Source organism: Maridesulfovibrio sp., assembly GCF_963666665.1.
Lineage (GTDB): Bacteria > Desulfobacterota > Desulfovibrionia > Desulfovibrionales > Desulfovibrionaceae > Maridesulfovibrio.
This window is the reverse complement of the sequence record NZ_OY762999.1, coordinates 441,543-461,576: the sequence shown is the minus strand read 5'-3', so window position 1 is coordinate 461,576 and position 20,034 is coordinate 441,543. Positions and strand designations below refer to the sequence as shown.

Genomic DNA, 20,034 nt, shown 5'->3' with positions numbered 1-20,034 from the left:
TTGTTCAAGTGGCCGTTTTTAAAACAAGTACACACTTTTAAGCTGCCCAATGACCTTCATCAACCTTTTCCCAAGATAGCAGGTTTTGCCGTGAATATTAAAGGCTGTATTTTCGTCATCTGTGCCGCGATCATGTGGGGGCTGATCGGTCCCATCTCCAAATTCCCAATCGAACAAGGAGTGGCCCCGCTTGAGAATGCCTTCTGGCGGGCTGTTTTCGCATGGATGCTCTTTGCTGTCCACGCCTGCCGCATCCGGGCTGTCAAAATAGACATCAAGGACCTGCCCCAGATTATCGGATTCGGTTTCGTAGGAGTTACAATATTTTACGGTTCCTACCAGTTGGCAGTACAGGACGTGGGCGCGGCATTGGCCTCGGTCCTGCTCTACACAGCCCCGGCATGGGTGGCCTTCATGTCTTGGCTGTTGCTGGGCGAAAGAATGACTCCTATCAAAATATCAGCCATGCTGATCACCATCTTCGGTGTCGCCTGCGTTTCTCTCGGACCACAGATTTTCGGAACAGGAACAAAGATGTCCTTCACTTGGCCGGGTATCATTTTCGGACTCACTTCCGGGTTCACATACGCACTCTACTATATATACGGCAAAACCATATTTGCCCGCTACACCACACCAACAATATTTTTATATGCCCTGCCCATCGGCGCGCTCTGCCTGTTGCCCTTCTTTGAATTCACCCCGAAAACCGGGACTTCATGGATGAGCATCATTGCGCTGGCCCTGATTTGTACTTACGGAGCGTATTCCATCTACTATGCCGGCCTTAAATGGCTGGAACCAACCGCAGCATCGGTTATCGCCACCATCGAACCGGTAATCGCCGCAGTGCTAGCATGGCTGTGGTGGAACGAAAGTTTCGACTGGACCGGATACATCGGCAGTGCCTTGATTATTGCTGCTGTGCTTATGATTGTCATGGAAAATAAAATTGTTGAATTCTTTGCCTCCGGAGGCAAACCAATAAATGCTAAAACAAGTTAAGGCTTCTGCCGGTTCCGGTAAGACATATGAACTTACCGGACGTTTTTTATCTCTCTTAGCCGGGGCACAGGAAGAAGATTCCGTCCCGGTCTGTAAAAGCTCGCAGGGTAAAGGCTACTGCTGGCCTGAAATCATGGCTGTAACCTTCACCAACAAAGCTGCGGCTGAGATGAAGGAGCGCGTAATCCGTTCCCTGAAAAACCGCGCCTTGGACATAGAAGGCGACGGTCTGGGGGCGGACTGGAAACCGCTGGACGCTAAGAAGCAACTCATCCCCATCCTGCAACGCTACAATCGGTTGAATATCCGAACTATTGATAGTTTGCTGAACCTGCTGGTGCGTATCTTCGCCCTTGAATTGGGTCTAAGTCCGGAATTCGAACTGCTATTTGAACCGCAGGCCTTGTTCGAGCCTAACTTCAATAAATTTCTGGCTCAATGCGAGGAAGGCGACCTGTTGCGTAAGGAATTGCTGGACGATGCCGTAGACAGCCTAGTGCTCAAAGAAGAAAAGCAGGGATTCTGGCTGGCCGAACAAATGCGAATGCGCCTGCTTTCCATCCTTACTCACGTCATCGACCATCCGGCTGAAAGGCTCACTGATCAGGAGGAAATAGCCGGACTGCTGCAAATTGAATTTGATGCATTCCAAAAGGCCGTACGCGATTTATCAGCACTGATTGATACAGACAAACTTGCGGCTTCGGCGCACCTGAAAAAATATCTGGAGCATGCCGCAAAAATCGATTTCATGGATCTGCCCAAGGAATCGACAATGGTTGCCAAGGACAGCTTTGAAGATTGCGTTAATAAAAAATCCAAAGACGACATCAGTTCCTACCATGAAAAATTATACGCTGATTTAAAACAGGCTCACGAAATCTACCGCGACAAGGCGACTATCCTGCGCGGGGCATACGCTCTGGCTCCGTTCGTACGCATTGTAGAGGAAATCCGGGCCGATATTATCGAATACCAGACCCGCAACGGCATGCTGCTCAGTGCGGACCTGCCCAAAGTTGCAAGCTATGTACTCCAAGGCGGAAGCGCATTGCCTGATGCATTCTGCCGTATGGGATCGCGCTTGCACCATCTACTTGTTGACGAATTTCAGGACACCAGCCTTGCCCAGTGGAATGCCATGATTCCGCTGGCTGTGGAATGCCTCTCCAAACGAGGCAGCCTCTTTTACGTCGGCGATGTAAAGCAGGCCATTTACAGCTGGCGCGGAGGACGTTCCGAACTATTCGATGAAGTGGGGCAGGACCCGGAATTGACCGGACTTTCCGAATTCACCCCGGCAAATCTCGACTACAACTGGCGCAGCCTTGAGCATGTCATCGGCTTTAACAATGAGTTCTTTGATGCGCTGGCAGACTATGATCTGGCAATGGACCTTTCGGAAAGGCTCTATCCCAATGGGCCGGAAGAACAGCAGATCGAACTTGCCCAGCGGATTTCCCATTCATTTGACAAAGCCTCCCAGCAACTGCCGCCAAATCAGGACCGCACAGGTGGATACGTGCGGTTGCAACGTGTATTCGCTTCCAGCTCACAGGAAATTGTGGATGAAACCCGCCGCAACTTCGACCTGCTCATGGAAGAACTGCTCACCCGCCGCGAATACCGGGATATCTGCGTACTGGTCCGCTCCAATGGACATGCTCAACTGGTCTGTGACTGGCTGGTGGAAAAATCCATTCCGGTGATCACCGAGAACAGCCTCCAACTGGACCGACACCCCATAGTTCGTCAGATGGTTTCCCTGCTCAAATTTCTTGATTACCCGCAGGACGACCTTGCATTTCTGGAATTCATCTGCGGGCAGGAAATATTCGGTCATATTTCAGATATTGAGCATGACGACCTCTTCAAATGGCTGGCCGAACGGGACAAGGGCCCGCTGCACCGCCGCTTTTCCGAGCATTATCCTGATTTCTGGAACACGCAGATTTCACCATTCCTGCGCAAATCGGGACTGATGACACCCTATGACCTTGCCAGCGAAATGGTCAGCCGTTTCAAACTCGTCGAAACCTATCCGCAAGATGAACTTTACATCCGCCGTTTCCTTGAGGTTGTTCATCTTGCTGAAGAAAAACGCGGAACATCGCTGGCAGCCTTCCTTGATTTCTGGGAACTTTCATCGGCCGAAGAAAAAGTACCCCTGCCGGAGTCGGTCAACGCAGTACGCATTATGACCATCCATAAGTCCAAGGGACTGGAATTCCCGGTTATCGTTGTACCATTCCATAACTGGTCGGTATCCGGCCCGGACACATCTCTGGCGGATATTGAAATCGACGGACAGACCATGCTCACCCCCATGAGCAGCAGCTTGGGCGATATTTATTATGAAAACCGGACCCGCATGTTCAGTGAGCAGCTGAACCTGCTCTATGTGGCATGGACTCGCGCCGGTCAGGAATTGTACGGTTTCCTGCCCTCGGAAAAAACACGTGGAGTAAGTCCGGCTTTAGCGGCCATTGAATTAATCCTTGAAGGCAAGTTCAACGATCTCGGCCTGCTTGAATATGGAATTACGCCGGAAGCTGCTGCAGAGAAACTCATCCCTAATGAACCTGAATCTTCCATTGAAAAGCTATGCGAAGATTTCTGTGATACTGATCCAGAGGGACTCCTTGAACCGGAACTTATGGGCTGGTTGCCAAGGTTACGCGTCTACCGCCACAACCTCGAAGATTATTCATACGACGCCCGCATGCGCGGGGAACTGGCCCATAATGCCATGGAAAACCTGATCCTCACCGGGAATGATGAAGCCGACTGCCGCCGCAGCGCCGAGGCCGCTTTTGCCAAATTCCCGGCTGTTACCGAGGAAGAAGACGTGATGGTCCCGGAAGTAACTGACATGGCTCTCTGGGCTTTATCTGTACCGGATATCCGCGCAGCCATTGAACACGGCAGACCGGAAGTAGCCATTATGGATGCGCAGGGCGAAACCCATCGCGCCGACCTCCTGCTACTCGAAGAGAAACGGGCCTTGGTAGTGGAATACAAAACAGGACAGCCCTCCCCGGAAAACGAGAAGCAGGTCAAAAGATATCTAAAACTACTGCGTGACATGTTCGGCAAGAAGAAAGAATTACGAGGGCTTCTCGTTTACTTGGATGGAAAATTTACACGGGAAGTTAATATTTAGTCATGAATAATAAACCTATCCAGATCATCTCGTGGAAAGAAGATTTCATTGAAAATCTCGCCACGACTATAATTGAAGATTCAGACGGCGACCTTAGCAGGGTTACAGTCATTGTTCCGCATCACCGTCCGGCCCGTTACCTGAAAAAGGCACTTGCGGCATCGGACCAGTTGCCCAAGCCGTGTATTCTGCCTGAGATTTATTCTTTTTCCGACTTTGTGTCTTCACTGATCCCCAAGCTTACTTCCGAATTTCCACGCAAGATCGGCAAACTGGATCAGGTTGGACTGCTCTTCAACATCATTGAAAAACTGCGCAGTGAATCCACTGGCATGCTATCTAAAATGCCTACGGATTTACAATTGTTCTTTCCTTGGGGGACCAGACTGGCTTCCCTGCTGGAAGACCTGCTGCGCCAAGACATTAAGCCACGCAACCTGAGCATGCTGCAGGGCGAAGTCCTGGAATGGGCAGCCGCACTGCTGGAAGAGTTGGAAATAATTTTCGTGCGCTACGTGGAAGAACTGGAAAAGCGCGGCTGGACCACTTCGGGATTGGAAAACCGCACGCTCGTAGAGAATTTCAGCGGACTTGATGACATCCTCAAAGACCGCCAACTTTACCTTGCCGGATTCTACGGGGTCAGCGGAGTGGAAGACATGTTCTTCCGCTATCTTTGGGAGAATCTGGGGTTACAGGTCATCTGGCATGGTGATCCCGGACTTGCCGAAGGTCGTAAAGGCCATTTTGCAGTGCGTGAACATCGTCTCTGGCTACAGAACTGGAAAGCTGAGGCCTTTTCTAATCATCAGGCAAATGGAAGTTGCAAACTTCCGGAACTGAAATTCTTTGAAGGGTTCGACCGCCATTCACAGCTTTCTGCCATGCGTGATGAGCTTTGCTCGCAAAAGGTTGAAGGCTGTGCCGTGGTCCTGCCTGACACTTCCCTGCTCCTGCCCGTAATGCACCATCTGCCGGAACAGGACATCAACATCAGTATGGGCTATCCGCTGGAACGCTCCGCCCTGAACGGACTGGTGGAAGCCGTCCTCAAATTGCAGGAAAACCGGAACGGTCGGACATTCTACTGGAAAGACATTCTGGCCCTGATCCGCCACCCGTACTTGAAAATGCTGGAAATGGATGGCGATCAGCCTCTGCGAACCATCTTCCACCAATGGGAGAATGCTCTGCGCCATGGTGCACCATATGCCGATGTAAATGATTTCGTGCCGGTATACAGTGACGATAACGGCAATCTGGTCGATAGCCCGGAAACCACAGAAGAACTGCGGGCCGAGGCTGTACGAATCTGCATTGACGGATTCAAGGATATCGAGACCCTTTCAGAACTTGCAGACAGTCTGCAGGCCATGTCTGAAATGCTCCGCCAGCGCGGCGGCACCCTTTGGAGTCGCTATCTTCTCGACTCTGAATGCCTGTTCCGGCTGATGAATGAAGTTATCCCAGAATTGCGCGAAAGCTCTATCAGTAATGAAATTTTCGGACAATCGCTCTGCTTTTCCATTTTCAGACAGTTGCTGTCATCGCAACGCGTTTCCTTTGAACCGGACCCGATTTCCGGCATGCAGGTACTCGGTATGCTCGAAAGCCGCCTCTTGAATTTCAAACGCACCTTTATCCTTGATACCGTGGATGAAAAACTCCCCGGCACCGATCCTTACGATCCCCTGCTCCCTGACCAGTTACGCCATCTGCTGGATCTGCCCGATTCTCGGGAAAGGGAATCTGTCGCGACCTACAACTTTTACCGCTTGATCATGGGCAGCGAGGAATCCTGCATCTTTTACCAGAGCGGCGTGCAGCCCGGATTGCTCGATTCCAAATCAATCCGTTCCCGCTTTGTGGAGCAATTGCTCTGGGAAATTGAACAGCAGCGCAAGGAAATTATCACCCCGGGCGAAGACTTCCCGCTCAAGGCGGTCAATTTCCCGGTAGGGGCAATTGTAAACAACCCGGCGGCTATACCTAAAGAACCGTTGCAGGATAAACTGCAAAACCTGCTCAAATTCAAAGGACTCTCTCCATCAGCAATTGATTGCTATGTGGGCTGCCCCAAACTGTTCTTCTTCCGCTACCTGTCCAATGTTCGCGAGAGTGTAACGGTGGATCAGGACGGGGACCGTGCCGGATTCGGTGATCTGATCCATTCGGTGCTCAAGGACTTCATTGAACCGCACCTGAATAAGGAAATCTGCGGCAAGGATCTAGATGTGAAGGCATTGCAGGACCTGTTCATGCTCAGGCTGGAACGGGATTCGCTATATACCAACCTCGCCTATGACAGCAAAAAATCCCTTGAGCAGGCCGGAAAAAATAGGCTGGTCTTGTTTCTCAAAAGCCTTAAGCCTACCAAAATCGTAGAACTGGAATCGGATTCACAGGCCGAACTTGAAATGGATGATTTCAGCGTCAGGATTCATGGTCGCGTTGACCGGGTCGATGAGCGGTCTGGCGAGCGTTACGTACTGGATTACAAGACCGGACGGCTGCACCTGCCCCGCAAATCCTTCTGGGAAGATAAATCCATCTGGGGACCGCTGCTTGATGATCCGCAGGCCATTTATCATGACGGCACCCCTTTCCTTGAGATGATCAAGAATTCAGCGGACAGCCTGCAACTTCCTCTCTACCTGCTCATGGACCAGCACACTTCCGGGGAACTTCCGAGACAGGCCGCATTGGTGGAATTGGTCACAGATGGACGCGAAGTTGGACTTTTCGACTCCAAAACCAGCGATGAAGAGCGCGAAGAAATCATTGAAACCAAGATCCCGGCCCTGACCAAGGTAATTATCAACAATATGCTGCAAGAGGATAGTTTCAAACCCATCCGATCCAATATGTGCCAGTGGTGTGCATACCGTGAAGCCTGCGGGAGCTGATAGACCTGCATTTTAATGCTTTGACATTAGCAGTGCTCTATTGAAGACTATGCCTTAATCACAACACGAAAAGGAATATAGACATGAAAACTGCTGAAATCATGATTTGCGGAGCTGGAATTGTAGGTCTTACTGTCGCACGGGAACTGATTTCCAGAGGGCATAAGGATATTCTGATCATCGATAAAGAACCTGAGATTGCAAAGCATGCCTCAGGACGTAACAGCGGAGTCCTGCATGCCGGAATTTACTATGCTCCTGGCAGCCTGCGTGCTGTATCCTGCCTTTCCGGTAACTTCAGGATGAAAGAGTATTGCCGTGATAAAAATCTGCCCCTGCTGGAAACAGGCAAGGTAATTGTCGCCCGCAATGAAGAGGAGCTGCCCACCCTGCATGAGCTATATAAACGGGCCACCGCCAACGGCGCCAAGGTTGAGATCATTGATGAACAGCGTCTTGCAGAAATAGAACCCAATGCAAAAACAACAAAAGAAGCGTTATTTTCACATTACACTGCTGTAGTAGATCCTCGCGCAGTAATGCAATCCTTGTACAATGATCTTGAATCAAGTGGAAAAGTATCCTTCATGCTCGACACTAAGTTTATTACTGCAAAAAGTAATAATATTATAGTTACCGACAAAGGAGAAATCAATTGCGGTCTCTTCATAAACGCAGCCGGTGCCTATAGCGATCAAGTGGCCCGCCCATTCGGGTTTGGCGAAGGCTACCAGCTGATTCCATTCAAAGGAATCTACAAGAAATTAAAGAAAGAAAAGGCCCACACCATCAAGGGTAGTATCTATCCGGTACCCAACATCAAGAATCCTTTTCTCGGCATCCACTTCACCCGCGGTGCTAGCGGCGATGTCTACTTAGGCCCTACCGCCATTCCTGCATTCGGGCGCGAGAACTATGGTATCCTCAGCGGGCTGGACAAAGAAGCATTCGACATAATGCTCCGTGATGCCATCCTTTTTTTCAAAAATCCCAAATTCCGATCCGTTGCATTTGAAGAACCTCGTAAATACTTTTTCAAATGTTTCTTTAACGATGCCAAAGATTTGGTCAAAGAACTTTCCCCGGATGACATTGAAAGTTCGCCCAAAGTGGGTATCCGCCCGCAACTTGTAGATCTGAAACGGAATGAACTTGTCATGGACTTTTTAGTGGAAAGTGATAAAAAGAGTGTGCACGTACTCAACGCTATTTCACCGGCCTTCACTAGCTCCATGTACTTTGCTGAAATGATTGTGGAGAAATACATACACTAGAGAATGTATGTATTTTGCATTGCAAAAACATCATTTATACATTGTGTCACCAAGCTGTAACAGTCAAAAAGAACTTGACTTTAAACCTCATACAGGAAAAAACTTTTCTCGGACTTCAAAGCTGCCTCTAAACAATAAATACACCGCTGTATGTATCTTTCAGATACCTGCCACAAAGTGTTTTTGCTGACAGTATTGTTTAATATTCAGAGGCAACTCTTAAATATACAAGTCATAGGAGAACTTTAGTATGAATCTTCCTCAGCTTAAGATTGGTGATCTGGTAGCAAAGGTGCCCGTCATTCAGGGCGGCATGGGAGTGGGAATTTCCCTTTCCGGTCTTGCTTCCGCAGTTGCCAAAGAAGGCGGCATCGGCGTTATTGCTGCTGCAATGATCGGCCTTACCAACAAAAACGGTGGTAAGGATCACGCAAAAGCACACATCGAAACTCTGGCCGAAGAAATTCGCAAGGCCAAGGAAATGACCTCCGGTATCCTCGGTGTAAACATCATGGTTGCCCTGTCCAACTTCGCGGACATGGTCAGCACCTCTGTAAAAGAAGGCGCAGATGTTATCTTTTCCGGTGCCGGACTGCCCCTCGACCTGCCCAAATACCTGCACGACGGAGCAAAGACCAAGCTGGTCCCCATTGTTTCCTCCGGTCGCGCAGCTTCCATTATCTGCAAGAAATGGATTTCCAAATTCGACTACCTGCCTGATGCATTCGTAGTTGAAGGCCCCATGGCAGGCGGCCACCTCGGCTTCAAACGCGAGCAGCTCAACGATCCCAAATTCGCCCTCGAAAACATCCTTCCCGAAGTAATCAAGGCTGTTAAGCCCTTCGAAGAAAAAGCTGGCCGTACCATCCCGGTTATCGCTGCCGGCGGTGTTTATTCCGGTGAGGACATCAGTAAGTACATCAAGATGGGTGCTGCCGGAGTCCAGATGGGAACCCGCTTTGTTGCCACTCACGAGTGCGATGCTGACGAAGAATTCAAACAGGCTTACGTAAATTCCACCAAAGAAGACATGGCCATCATCCAGAGTCCCGTAGGACTCCCCGGCAGAGCAGTTAAAAACGACTTCCTGCAAGCGGTAACCGATGGCAAAAAGTCTCCCTTCAAGTGCCCGTTCCATTGCATCAAGAGCTGCAAAGTAGAGGAAAGCCCCTACTGCATTGCCTCCGCCCTGATCAATGCCCAGCGCGGCAAGCTGAAAAACGGTTTTGCCTTTGCCGGCTCCAATGCTTGGAGAACCGAAAAGATCATCTCTGTTAAACAGCTCATCTCGGACCTCAAAGCTGAATTCGATCGCGCCGTAGCACGCTAAGCTGACTTCTCCATACGATAATAAAAAAGGGCGTTTCGCATTTTGCGAAACGCCCTTTTCATATTGTGCAACAAAAATTTATTTCTTCTCAGCCGCGCTCTTTTCTTCCTGCTTAGACTCTTCTTTGGGAGCGGCTTCTTTTTTTGGAGCAGCCTTTTTAGGCGCTGCTTTCTTGGCAGCAGGATTCTTGCGTTTGGAGATTAAAGCTTCCAATTTTTCCGCTGCAGCCTGAGTCTCATTGGATTCACCTAAATAATGCATTTCGCCCTGAGGGGATATCCAGTGCCATCCTTCGGGCTTCTTAAGCACCCGGGCCCCCTTTGAATCAAGATAATCCTTGAACGATGCTTTCTCTAGACTTTCGTCAATCTGCACGGTCAGTTTGCGGTTCTCAGCCATAACCTGAGTGTGGCGGAAAATTTCAAAAGCACTGTGAACAAGATCAAAAGCAGGATCTTCTATCTCATTTTTTTTGGAGGACAGCTCTTTTTCAAGCTGGGCCAGATCCTTTCGCAGGCTGCGAATTTCAAACAGAGCATCCTTACGAGCTTCTTCACTCTTATCATTGATTGCATTGGTAACTGTCGCTGCGGTCTGCTTTTTCATCAAACATCCTCCAAAAATTGTTAAGTTAACTTTTGCTTAACACACTCATTTACAAATATCTATTCCTTTTTATCCTCACTTGAATCCGGCGACTGGTTCCCAGCCAGCGGATGGGCCTTATCATAAACATTCATAATCTGCTGCAGGTTCAAATGGGTGTAACGCTGGGTGGTGCTAAGATGCTCATGCCCCAAAAGTTCCTGCACCGACCGCATATCAGCCCCTGACTGCAGCATATGCGAGGCAAAGCTATGCCTAAGCATATGCGGATGAACTCCCTCATGCAGTCCAGCTCCCTCGGCCATACGGGCCAAAATTCGGTTTACCTGCCTGCGGTTGATACGCCCGCCACGATTTCCCACAAACAAAGCCTGCTCCTCAAGGGCAGGTCCAAGCTCGGCACGAACTGCCAGATAATCATTCACAGCCCTGCAGGCCGCATCACTCAAGGGGGAAAGCCGCTCCTTGTTCCCTTTACCGGAAACACGAACCACTCCGCTGGAGGTATCTATATCAAAAAGGTCAAGAGTTATAGCCTCGCTTACCCGCAGACCGGAACCATATAACATCTCAGCCAAAGCCAGATCACGCTTATCCGCAGGTTCATCTCCCACATGGGCATCCATTAAATTTATGGCCTGATCCACATTTAAAGAACGGGGATGGCGAATTTCCTGTTTAGGGTTCCTGATTCCGACCATGGGATCATTCTGAATAAAACGATGCTTGGTCATATACTTGAAAAATGAACGCAACGAGGAAAGTTTACGCGACATGCTCGACTTGGCAAGACGCTGTCCATGCAGCTTGGCAAGAAAAGCACGCACCAGATCCGGTGTTACCTTTTCGGGGGTCGCAAGGGTTCTTTTCCGGGTCTCCAGAAACTCCTCAAACTGGGAAATGTCTTTTGTATAGGAACGCAGAGTGGCAGCGGAGGACCGTTTCTCCACATCCAGATACGTCATAAAAACCTGAACAGGTTCTGGAAGATTATTTATTATTCCTGCGGTCGAGGACATAGCTGCTCTTGGGGTTTTCTTTGGCTTTCTTCTTAAGTGCCATGGCAATGGCAGAAGCTTCACCAAAATGCTTCATCTTTCCGTTGATGTTAAAAACAACAGCAATGGAAATTGCCATCAAGGGAAAAGTCTGAGTATTGCCCTGACGGTCCTTGGAAACAATGGATTTGCGCTGGCGGTCTTCCATGTCATAAAAATTGGGAACAATACCGTCGAATGAAAAAATTATGCGCTGGCAGACTTCTTCAATAATATCCGGGGAAGTAATGACGACAAAGTCATCGCCACCCACGTGCCCCACAAAAGTCTGCTCGCCTGCAAAACTCTTAACCGTGTTGACGATAATGCGCGCACTCATCATCAGGACTTCATCGCCGCGGGAGAAGCCGTACTTATCGTTAAAGGACTTGAAGTAATCAAGGTCGCAATAGGCAAGAGCAAAATCCTGCTTGCGGTCAATCAGACTTTGAATCTTCTGGATAATGGAAGTGTTGCCCGGAAGCTTGGACAAGGGGTTGGCATCAAGTGCACGGAGAGCGCGGCAAAGTGTCAGGTTAACCCTTTCCCTGACTACAGGCAGGAAAAAAGGCCGAACCAGAAAATCATCAACCTCAACCTTGTTCCAATCCCATGAATGCTGAAGATCTGTATCATCCAGACAGATGATTACCGGAAGCTGCCGGTAGACGTTCTCACTCTTAACCAGACGGGCCAATTCCTGCGCCGGGACATCTTCCACCCTGCTGTCCACAATGAGCAGGTCCGGCGGATCATTGAAAAGATGTTCTACAGCCCCACGGGCTTTAGTATAGCAGGTAAATTCAAGCACATCCGGCGGCCAGATTTCAAATAGCAGGTCGCGCAATGAATTATCCGGAGAAACCAGAATAGCCTTATATTTTGTCAGCCCCAACAGGCCGTGATCCTTATTCTTGTCCATAGCCAACCGTTTAACATCAACCATTGGATGACGTCAAAGCTCAAGCGGACCACGTTCCGTAAAATTACAAAAAAAATAACAGACAGAGCTAGAAGGTCAGGTCGGATATCTCCATGAACTTATCGGATACTTCATCCATGACCGGTTCAAGATCCTTCATTTTCAATTTCAATATCTTCATGGCCGCAGGCTTGAAATACGCAATCTGATCATCTCCGCCGTTTCCGTATTCAAAAAGACGAACAATAAAATCACCGACATGAACCACTGCGGCAGTCTGCTGGTAATGCTGGGCACGATCAGGATGATGGTGATAAGTCATGGCTTCACGAACATTGGGCGGAAGGTGCCAATGTCTGGCCAGCCAAGCGTTGATGCGGTCATGACCGAAGCCGAGAATCTGGCGTTCAGCCTCATAGTAGGTCAGGTCTTTTTCCTTAACAGTCATACGCACTGCTTCATTGAGTTCCGGCAGCTGCACTGCAGTAACGACTTTACCGAGATCATGAAGCAATCCGGCCACGGTGAATTCTTCAGGATCTTCGAATCCTGCAGCCTTGGCAATTGCACCACTGGCCATGGCGCAACCGAGGCTGTGCTCCCAAAGACCGGACATGGCCTGCTGAATCATGTCAAAGACAGAGGTAGAAATAATAATGCCGCGAATTACGTTCAGGCCGAGCAAAACAAGGGCATGCTGAATGGTGGTGATCCTTCCCGGAAAGCCATAAATGGGCGAGTTAACCATTTTGAGGACTTTTGCGGAAAGTACCTGATCCTGTGAAATAACTTTTGCGACCTGTTCGGTTGATGAGTTGGGGTCATCTACAAGCTTGGTAACCTCATCAAGCACAGAAGGCAGGGTAGGAAGGTCGGAAGTAGAAAGAATCTGACCTTTTACACTGGTTTTAAGATCCTGATCGACCATCTATGCTCCCTCCCCGTTTGCTGCTGCCTCTTCTGCTGCAGCGGCTTCAGCTGCGGCCTGCTCTTCAGCCAGTCTTTCCGCTTCCTCTTCAGCCTTTTGAGCAGCAGCCTTGAGATCGAAATATTCCTTGAAAAAACCTTTAACCCGGAACATCCACTTGTCTTTGGAATAGCGGCGGAAAAGATGGTTGAGTCGTTCCGACTTCTTGGACCACGAGGAATCGTCGTTGTCCCCCATATTAACGGGATTGCCTTTAACTACAATACGCTCAACGTCCATGGACTCCAGCTTCTGGATGATCCCTTCGGTAAGCTCCAACCCTTCGGCAAGAACAACCATACCGTTATCGCGGGTTACAGGCTTGGCAAGCTTCATGCCCGGAGCCGCAAGTTTAACCGGAATTTTCTGCATCAGTCGGACTTCTCCTAATAAAATTCAAACACACCCGCCCCATGTTAACACCGGAGATCATAATACATGCCGGGAAAGCGCACAACCATTCCCTTGACCTCCATGCTCAGTACAACTGCTCCGGCCACGGAAACATCAATTCCCGCCGCACGGGCGATCTCATCAATATGCAGCTTACCCCCACTTTGGAGAGCTTTAGCAATGTCTGACTCCGGCGGTTCAAGGGAATTAATATCAATAATCGGCGCGGCAGGTTTGCTTATGGCAGCAACATCAACCTGTTTGGACAGACTGCCTTTGTCCTCCCTTTTAACAGGGAGCTTACGCTCGGCCCCTGCAACCGCCTTCTGCCCGGAAATATTCCCAATATCGAGGGCGTGCCTGATGTTCAGTAATACATCATCTGCGGTTTCCACAAGAGCTGCGCCTTCCTTAATCAATTTCAAACATCCGGCAAAGCTTTTGTCTCCGCTGGGACCGGGCATAGCCATTACTTCCCTGCCCTGCTCTCCGGCAAGACGGGCTGTAACGAGACTGCCGCTGGCAATTTCAGCCTCCACAACCACAACACCTACACTCAACCCGCTGATCAGCCGGTTGCGAAAAGGAAAATTACGGGCAAAAGGCTTTGTTCCGGGCGGAAATTCAGAAATTATCAGTCCGGACTCAATCACCCCTCTACGCAGCCAGTCACTGTCCGGCGGATAGGAATCAAAATCCAAACCAGTCCCAAGTACAGCTATTGTTGAACCTACGCCGTGCAAGGCAGCTTCATGAGCGCAGGTATCTATACCTTTTGCAAAGCCGGAAGTGACAGTAATCCCGCTTCTTGACAAATCCGCGGCAAGCCTTGCGGCATATTCCATTCCGAGTCGTCCGCTATTGCGTGAGCCCACAATACCGACAGCCGGATTGGAGAGCAGCTTCGGATCACCGAAGTAATACAGGCAGGTTGGAGGATCAGGTAATTCTTTAAGAAGATCGGGGAATAGAGGATGCGTCCACGGCAGAATGCCAAATTCAAGACGCATAGCCTCACGGTATTCTTTTTCAGCCTTGGAACGCCACTCTTCATTTTTTGCGGCTCTGGAGCTCTTTTCGGAAGCAAGTTTAAGGGAAGGCCAGTTTACCGCGTCCTTAAGACCTTCGTAAGCTGTTGGATAATATTTGAGGATCGGTCCCCATGATTTAGGCCCAAGCCCCGGCGTATAGCGCAGGGCCAGACATGCAAAATATTCTTCCTGAAGAGAACTCACCAACGGACGCCGCTGAAGGTACTAGCCTTCGATTGCACGCAGACGTTCCCTGCCGATATTGGCAGGAGCAGACTTAGGATAATCTTCAATCAGAGTACGCAGGTAAAAAACAGCATTCTCGCGGTCACCCAGCTTATCGTAGGCCAAACCGATCTTGAGCATGGCATCGGGGACTTTCCCGGCCTTGGGAAAACGCCTGCTAACTTCCTTGAATTTAAGAATGGACTGGGCAAAGCTCTTTTCAGAATAGTATGTTTCACCAATCCAATAAAGAGCATTCGGAGCAAGATTGGAAGAAGGATTCTGGGCAAGATATTGCTCCAGCAGTCCACGTGCCTTCAGAGGATTATCGTTCATCACCAGCCGCACGCCTTCCTGATACAGGGCATCTCCGCTTAAAGCAGAAACAGGTTTCGGAGTAGCCGCAGGACTCGAAGCGGGCGTAGCTGCAGCTTCACCGGGAACAATCATCCAAGGTTTTTCTTCGCTGCTGCTATTACCGCCAACGACAACTTCTTCGGCTACTACTGTTTCTTCTGCAGGAATTTCCTGTTCGACCTTCATAGCCATCATCTTTTGCTGATTTTCCTTGAGCTCGGCAAGAGTGCTGTCCAGTTCGGTCATCCGTTCCTGAAGCTTTTCAATTTGAGCAGTGGTGTCTTTGTGATTGCTTTCAATCAGATCATTCTGTTGACGCATTCCTTCCTTGAAATGTAAAAAATTCTCTTCAAGACTCTTAAGGCGCCACTCTTCGCTACCGCCCCATGCGGGCTTAACAGGCTCTTCAGACTGCTTTGCCGCAAAACATCCGCTCACAACGACGGCCAGAACAACAATAAGAAGGATTCGTAAGTACTGCATCAAATATTCTCCGAAAGACGTGTTGAATCTAACTGGTGAATTTGGTTCAAGTTTCAACGAAATTAAAGTAGGCCACTTAATTAGATTTGGCAAGCATATCTAACCTTTTACATAATGGACGCCCCCTCCCCTTGCGTCCTGTGCAAATTTAGGGCAAAAAGTGCACACAAAAGAAGTCTTTAAAACCCTTATTTTAGGAAAGCAAATATGAACATCCCCATGGAACCTATTCGGCTCACGGCAATGATGAGTGCTCAGATGCTGCCCAAAGCTCTGGTGGACTTTGCCACGCTTGCGGCTATCGGTGCCCCGATCATGGCTGTGATCCTTGAAATTACGGCCAAGGCACGCAAAAAGATTTTTTACGACAAACTGGCCCAGCAGGTAACAACACTGACTTTGGTCCTCTACCTACTCTTTACCATCTGCCTAGGAAGTGCTGCCGCATTTTTCAGCCGTCAAATGCCATGGCTTAAGGACTGGTTTATCAACCCAGCTTCTCCGGTTATGATGTTTTACATCACTCTGGGAATCGCGCTGGCGGGCCTCATACCTTATAAATACAGCTGGAAAAAACTTAAAAAAAGCAAACCGCTGCACACCATGCTCGGCGCAATTGGCGCATTGGGAGGTGTTGCATCCATACATGTTGCCACAGTGATCATGCAGAGATTTTTCACCCTGCAGATTGAAAGCCCTACCCCTGCTGTTCCGGCAGTTCCTTTTTACACACATTTCCAGCAACTTCCCGGCAAGGCGGGACTTTGTCTGGCTGGAATCTACCTGATCATGGCCCTTGCCTTTGCTGCCACAGCTTCCGGCCTTTATCTGGTACTGCGCCGCAACAAAGACGACTTCGGTCGCGATTACTATAAATTCTCGCTTCCGGTGGTTGCTCGCTGGGCATTATTCCCGTCCCTGCTGCAGCTGGCTGCTTCAGGCGGTGTAATCTACTACATCTGCGGTCCCAACATTGCCACTTTATATCAGAACCTGCCCGTAGCCATAAGCTTCGGGGCCTCCCTGCTGCTGACCATCCTCTGCTGTGCAGTATGGACAGTAACATGGAGAAGCGAAACACCCATGCGCCACAAAATCGGCCTTGCTCTCGCTCCGCTTCTGGTCATCCTCGCCCATGCAACTCTCATGGCAGGGACGATGAGCTTATATCTGAGCCTGTCCTAAGGCTACAAATATACAAACAGGAAAAGGCTTCTTCGTTAATCGGAGAAGCCTTTTTTATTGCTGCGCAAAAAAATCCCCCTGAAGCATAAGCATCAGGGGGATTAACTTTCACTTTATGTAACTGACAGCTACTGAATACTACCGCTCTTAACTGTTGCCATACTGTAGATCTCATGGGGGTCAAGGATAAGAACAACGCTACCGTCACCCATAATGGTAGCACCTGATACGCCTTTGAGATCAAAGCCGTTGAGGTAATTACCGAGAGGTTTAATAACGATTTCCTGACGCTCAAGAAGTCTGTCTACAACCAATCCGAGGCGACGGTCATTGTCATGGACAATAACAACAGGCAAAACCTCGCGGTCAGGATCGCTGACCGGCTGTTCAAGAAGTTCGGCAAGCTCGGCAATACCAAGCACCTCACCGCGCAGGGTAACTGCTTTACGGTTGTTGACTTCAGTAAGCCTTTCCGCCTCAATCTTAGTGGTTTCAGAAACCGCATCAAGAGGAATGGCGTAGTTTGCACCGTTAATCTGAACCATAAGCGCATCAATAATCGCCAGGGTCAGCGGCAGGGTAAGGGTAAATTTGGAGCCCTTACCAACTTCGGAGGAAATGTGGACACTACCTTTAAGGTCCTTGATGTTGTTACGTACAACATCCATTCCCACGCCTCGACCGGAAATGTCGGTAACCTTTTCGGCGGAGGAGAATCCCGGAGCGAAAATCAGTTCAATAGCTTCGCGGTCATCAAGGTTACGGGCTTCTTCCGGAGAAATAACCCCTTTCTTGATAGCGACATTACGCATCTTTTCAGGATCAATTCCGCGTCCATCATCCTCAACCTCAATGGCAACAGAGTTACCCTTGTGATAAGCGCGCAGCCAGACATGCCCCTGAGGGGTTTTTCCGTTAGCGATGCGCTCTTCTTCCGGCTCAAGGCCATGGTCGACAGAGTTCCTGATCAAGTGGACAAGAGGATCGCCGATTTCCTCGACAACACTCTTATCGAGTTCAGTCTCTTCGCCTTCGGTTATCAACTCGACCCGCTTGCCGCTCTTACGGCTAAGGTCGCGAACCAAACGCGGAAATCTCGAAAATACAGTCTGAACAGCGACCATGCGGACCTTCATGATGGTGTCCTGCAGGTCATCAGAGATTCTGGACAGAGCGTATGTTGTTTCAGTCAGCTGCTGGGCAACAACCGGAACCTCAAGGTGTCCTTCCTCAAGACCGCGGGCAAGCATGGTATAACGCCCCCTGCTGATGATAAGCTCTCCGATCAGGTTCATAAGATGGTCAAGCTTCTGGTGGTCAACCCTGATGGTAGACATGGCCTTAGGCTTGGAACTCTTGACCGGAGCACCGGCTGCAGGTTTAGGCTTCGGTTTTGCAGCAGGCTTCGCTGCAGGCTTGGCAGCGGCTTTAGGAGCAGGCTTCGCTTCCGGCTTAGGTGCGGGCTTGGGCTCAGGCTTAGGTGCGGGCTTAGGCTCCGGTTTAGGCTCGGGCTTAGGTTCCGGCTTAGGCTCAGGCTTAGGCTCGGGCTTAGGTTCCGGCTTAGGCTCGGGCTTGGGCTCGGGCTTGGGCTTGGGTTCGGCAGGAGCCTCTGCGGCACCCTTAAGATCGCTAACAGAAGAATCAATCATCTCTGAAATAATTCCACATTCCTGACGCAACAGATCAAGCATCAACCCAAAATCCATGTCAGATGAACGGGCCTGATCAACCAGTCCTGCGGTTCTTTCTGCGTATTCCCGCAAGTCGTCAAAACCCATGTATCCACCGGAATTCTGGATGGAAACAAGGCTCCTGTAGAGTCCATCAATATAATCTTTCTGACCGGAATCCTCGCCGAGAGTTTTCAATGCCAGCTCGATATTATCGATCTGTTGATGAACAGTCTGTTCAAAAATTGCTATATCTTCCGGATCCAATCCGTCTTCTGCAGGTTCCAGCTCAGCTTCCGGTTCAGATTCAGGCTCAGACTCAGGCTCTTCATCGACCTCGTCTTCTTCAAAAAACTCGCTGGTAACAACTTCACCCTTCTCAACCGCTTCCTGAAGCGGGGTAACAAGCTGATCAATATCCAAAGGCTGAACATCACCTGTTTTCGGGGATACATGAGCAATCAGAGACTCAATACCATCCACGACTGCCAAAAGCAGGTCGATCATGGTTCGGGTAGCAGCTACTTCACCCTTTCGGACTTTGTTCAGCAGGGTTTCGGCTTCATGGGTGAGCGAGTTCAGCTCACGGAAACCGATAATACCGCTGTTACCCTTAAGGTTATGGAAATATCTGAAGATATCATTGATGAGGTCGTCATTGCCTTCGGGATCCTGCTCAAGCTCAAGCAGGCCGTTAGTGAGATTCTCGATGATTTCATGGGCTTCTTCAAGAAAATCGGCTAGATGACCTTCTCCTACGGTTGTCAACTTATAGGATTCAGCTTCCTCATTGACGATGGCTACAAACTGAAAAGCCTGTTTGCGTCCTGAATCTGACATATTGGACTCCTGCTCGATTTGGGTCTCCGGCAAATCTGTCTCAACTTCAATAATTTCTTCAACCGGTTCAGGGTCCGGCTCTACTTCTTCCAAAACAGGCTCCGGCTCGGGTTCCGGTTCAGGTTCAGTGGCAACCTCTTCCGCAGAAGAGTTGGAAGGTTCGAGGGTTTCACCGGCCATGATGGCATCAATTCTTTCAATGGTAATTGAAGTATCAACTACACCTTCATTACCGAGTTCATCCAAATTATCAATCAACTGACGTAACAAGTCGGTGGCGGCAAGAATTACATCCATAATTTCGGATGTAACCGCAATCTCACCTTTCCGCAGTTCATCAAGAATATTTTCAGCCCTATGGGCAAGGCCATTGATGATATTCAGTCCCAAAAAGCCTGAAGCTCCCTTGAGGGAGTGCATTGGCCTGAATATTTCATTCAGAAGATCAAGATTCTCGGGATTATTTTCGAGCTCAAGCAGGTTGGGCTCAATAGTTTCGAGATGCTCTTTAGCTTCAATAATGAAATCCGCAAAAATTTCAGGATCCATGAAATCCTGGCTCATCTAGAGACCCCTTCTTAAAAGTTCTTCTGCAGTGGTCAGTTGCAGCCAAGTCCGGAAACAGCCTTCATAGACCGTA

At 49.4% G+C, this 20,034-nt stretch carries 14 protein-coding genes; 6 read left to right on the top strand and 8 right to left on the bottom strand.

Annotation, left to right across the window (positions count from 1 at the left end):
* Positions 1-90 precede the first annotated feature (90 nt).
* From ACKU40_RS01930 to ACKU40_RS01910, 5 genes are all read left to right on the top strand, one after another.
* Positions 91-1,005: an EamA family transporter gene (locus ACKU40_RS01930; RefSeq protein WP_320174857.1), complete on the top strand. Its 915-nt coding sequence runs from the start codon at positions 91-93 to the stop codon at positions 1,003-1,005.
* Complete coding sequence (locus tag ACKU40_RS01925) at positions 989-4,168, top strand: UvrD-helicase domain-containing protein (RefSeq protein WP_320174856.1); 3,180 nt, start codon at positions 989-991, stop codon at positions 4,166-4,168. Before ACKU40_RS01930 ends, ACKU40_RS01925 begins: the two co-directional genes overlap by 17 nt.
* A gap of 2 nt (positions 4,169-4,170) precedes the next feature.
* Positions 4,171-7,074, top strand: coding sequence for a PD-(D/E)XK nuclease family protein (locus ACKU40_RS01920; RefSeq protein ID WP_320174855.1), 2,904 nt, complete (start codon positions 4,171-4,173; stop codon positions 7,072-7,074).
* Between the two features lie 83 nt (positions 7,075-7,157).
* Positions 7,158-8,348, top strand: coding sequence for an L-2-hydroxyglutarate oxidase (gene lhgO, locus ACKU40_RS01915; RefSeq protein ID WP_320174854.1), 1,191 nt, complete (start codon positions 7,158-7,160; stop codon positions 8,346-8,348).
* A gap of 250 nt (positions 8,349-8,598) precedes the next feature.
* The gene (locus ACKU40_RS01910; protein WP_320174853.1) at positions 8,599-9,678 is read left to right on the top strand and encodes a nitronate monooxygenase family protein; all 1,080 of its coding nucleotides are present in this window, start codon (positions 8,599-8,601) and stop codon (positions 9,676-9,678) included.
* 78 nt (positions 9,679-9,756) lie between these two features.
* On the opposite strand, the gene ACKU40_RS01905 is transcribed toward ACKU40_RS01910, so the two are convergent.
* From ACKU40_RS01905 to ybgF, 7 genes are all read right to left on the bottom strand, one after another.
* Positions 9,757-10,284 carry a hypothetical protein gene (locus ACKU40_RS01905; protein WP_320174852.1) on the bottom strand — a complete coding sequence of 176 codons (528 nt, stop codon included), beginning with the start codon at positions 10,282-10,284 and terminating at the stop codon, positions 9,757-9,759.
* Between the two features lie 59 nt (positions 10,285-10,343).
* Positions 10,344-11,303, bottom strand: coding sequence for a tyrosine recombinase XerC (gene xerC / locus ACKU40_RS01900; RefSeq protein WP_320174851.1), 960 nt, complete (start codon positions 11,301-11,303; stop codon positions 10,344-10,346).
* On the bottom strand, positions 11,275-12,267 hold the full coding sequence (locus ACKU40_RS01895) for a GGDEF domain-containing response regulator (protein ID WP_320174850.1): 993 nt from the start codon (positions 12,265-12,267) through the stop codon (positions 11,275-11,277). Before ACKU40_RS01895 ends, xerC begins: the two co-directional genes overlap by 29 nt.
* Before the next feature lie 64 nt (positions 12,268-12,331).
* Entirely contained in the window at positions 12,332-13,171 is an 840-nt protein-coding gene (locus ACKU40_RS01890; protein ID WP_320174849.1) for an HDOD domain-containing protein, read from the bottom strand.
* On the bottom strand, positions 13,172-13,582 hold the full coding sequence (locus ACKU40_RS01885; RefSeq protein ID WP_320174848.1) for a hypothetical protein: 411 nt from the start codon (positions 13,580-13,582) through the stop codon (positions 13,172-13,174).
* A gap of 44 nt (positions 13,583-13,626) precedes the next feature.
* Positions 13,627-14,838 carry a DNA-processing protein DprA gene (dprA, locus tag ACKU40_RS01880; protein WP_320174847.1) on the bottom strand — a complete coding sequence of 404 codons (1,212 nt, stop codon included), beginning with the start codon at positions 14,836-14,838 and terminating at the stop codon, positions 13,627-13,629.
* Positions 14,839-14,859: 21 nt separating this feature from the next.
* Positions 14,860-15,699 carry a tol-pal system protein YbgF gene (gene ybgF / locus ACKU40_RS01875; protein ID WP_320174846.1) on the bottom strand — a complete coding sequence of 280 codons (840 nt, stop codon included), beginning with the start codon at positions 15,697-15,699 and terminating at the stop codon, positions 14,860-14,862.
* A 207-nt stretch (positions 15,700-15,906) separates the two neighbouring features.
* Between ybgF and ACKU40_RS01870 the strand changes: the two genes are divergently transcribed.
* On the top strand, positions 15,907-16,884 hold the full coding sequence (locus ACKU40_RS01870; protein ID WP_320174845.1) for a hypothetical protein: 978 nt from the start codon (positions 15,907-15,909) through the stop codon (positions 16,882-16,884).
* 128 nt (positions 16,885-17,012) lie between these two features.
* Here ACKU40_RS01870 and ACKU40_RS01865 read toward each other — a convergent pair whose 3' ends face one another.
* Positions 17,013-19,958, bottom strand: coding sequence for an Hpt domain-containing protein (locus ACKU40_RS01865; RefSeq protein WP_320174844.1), 2,946 nt, complete (start codon positions 19,956-19,958; stop codon positions 17,013-17,015).
* Positions 19,959-20,034 lie beyond the last annotated feature (76 nt).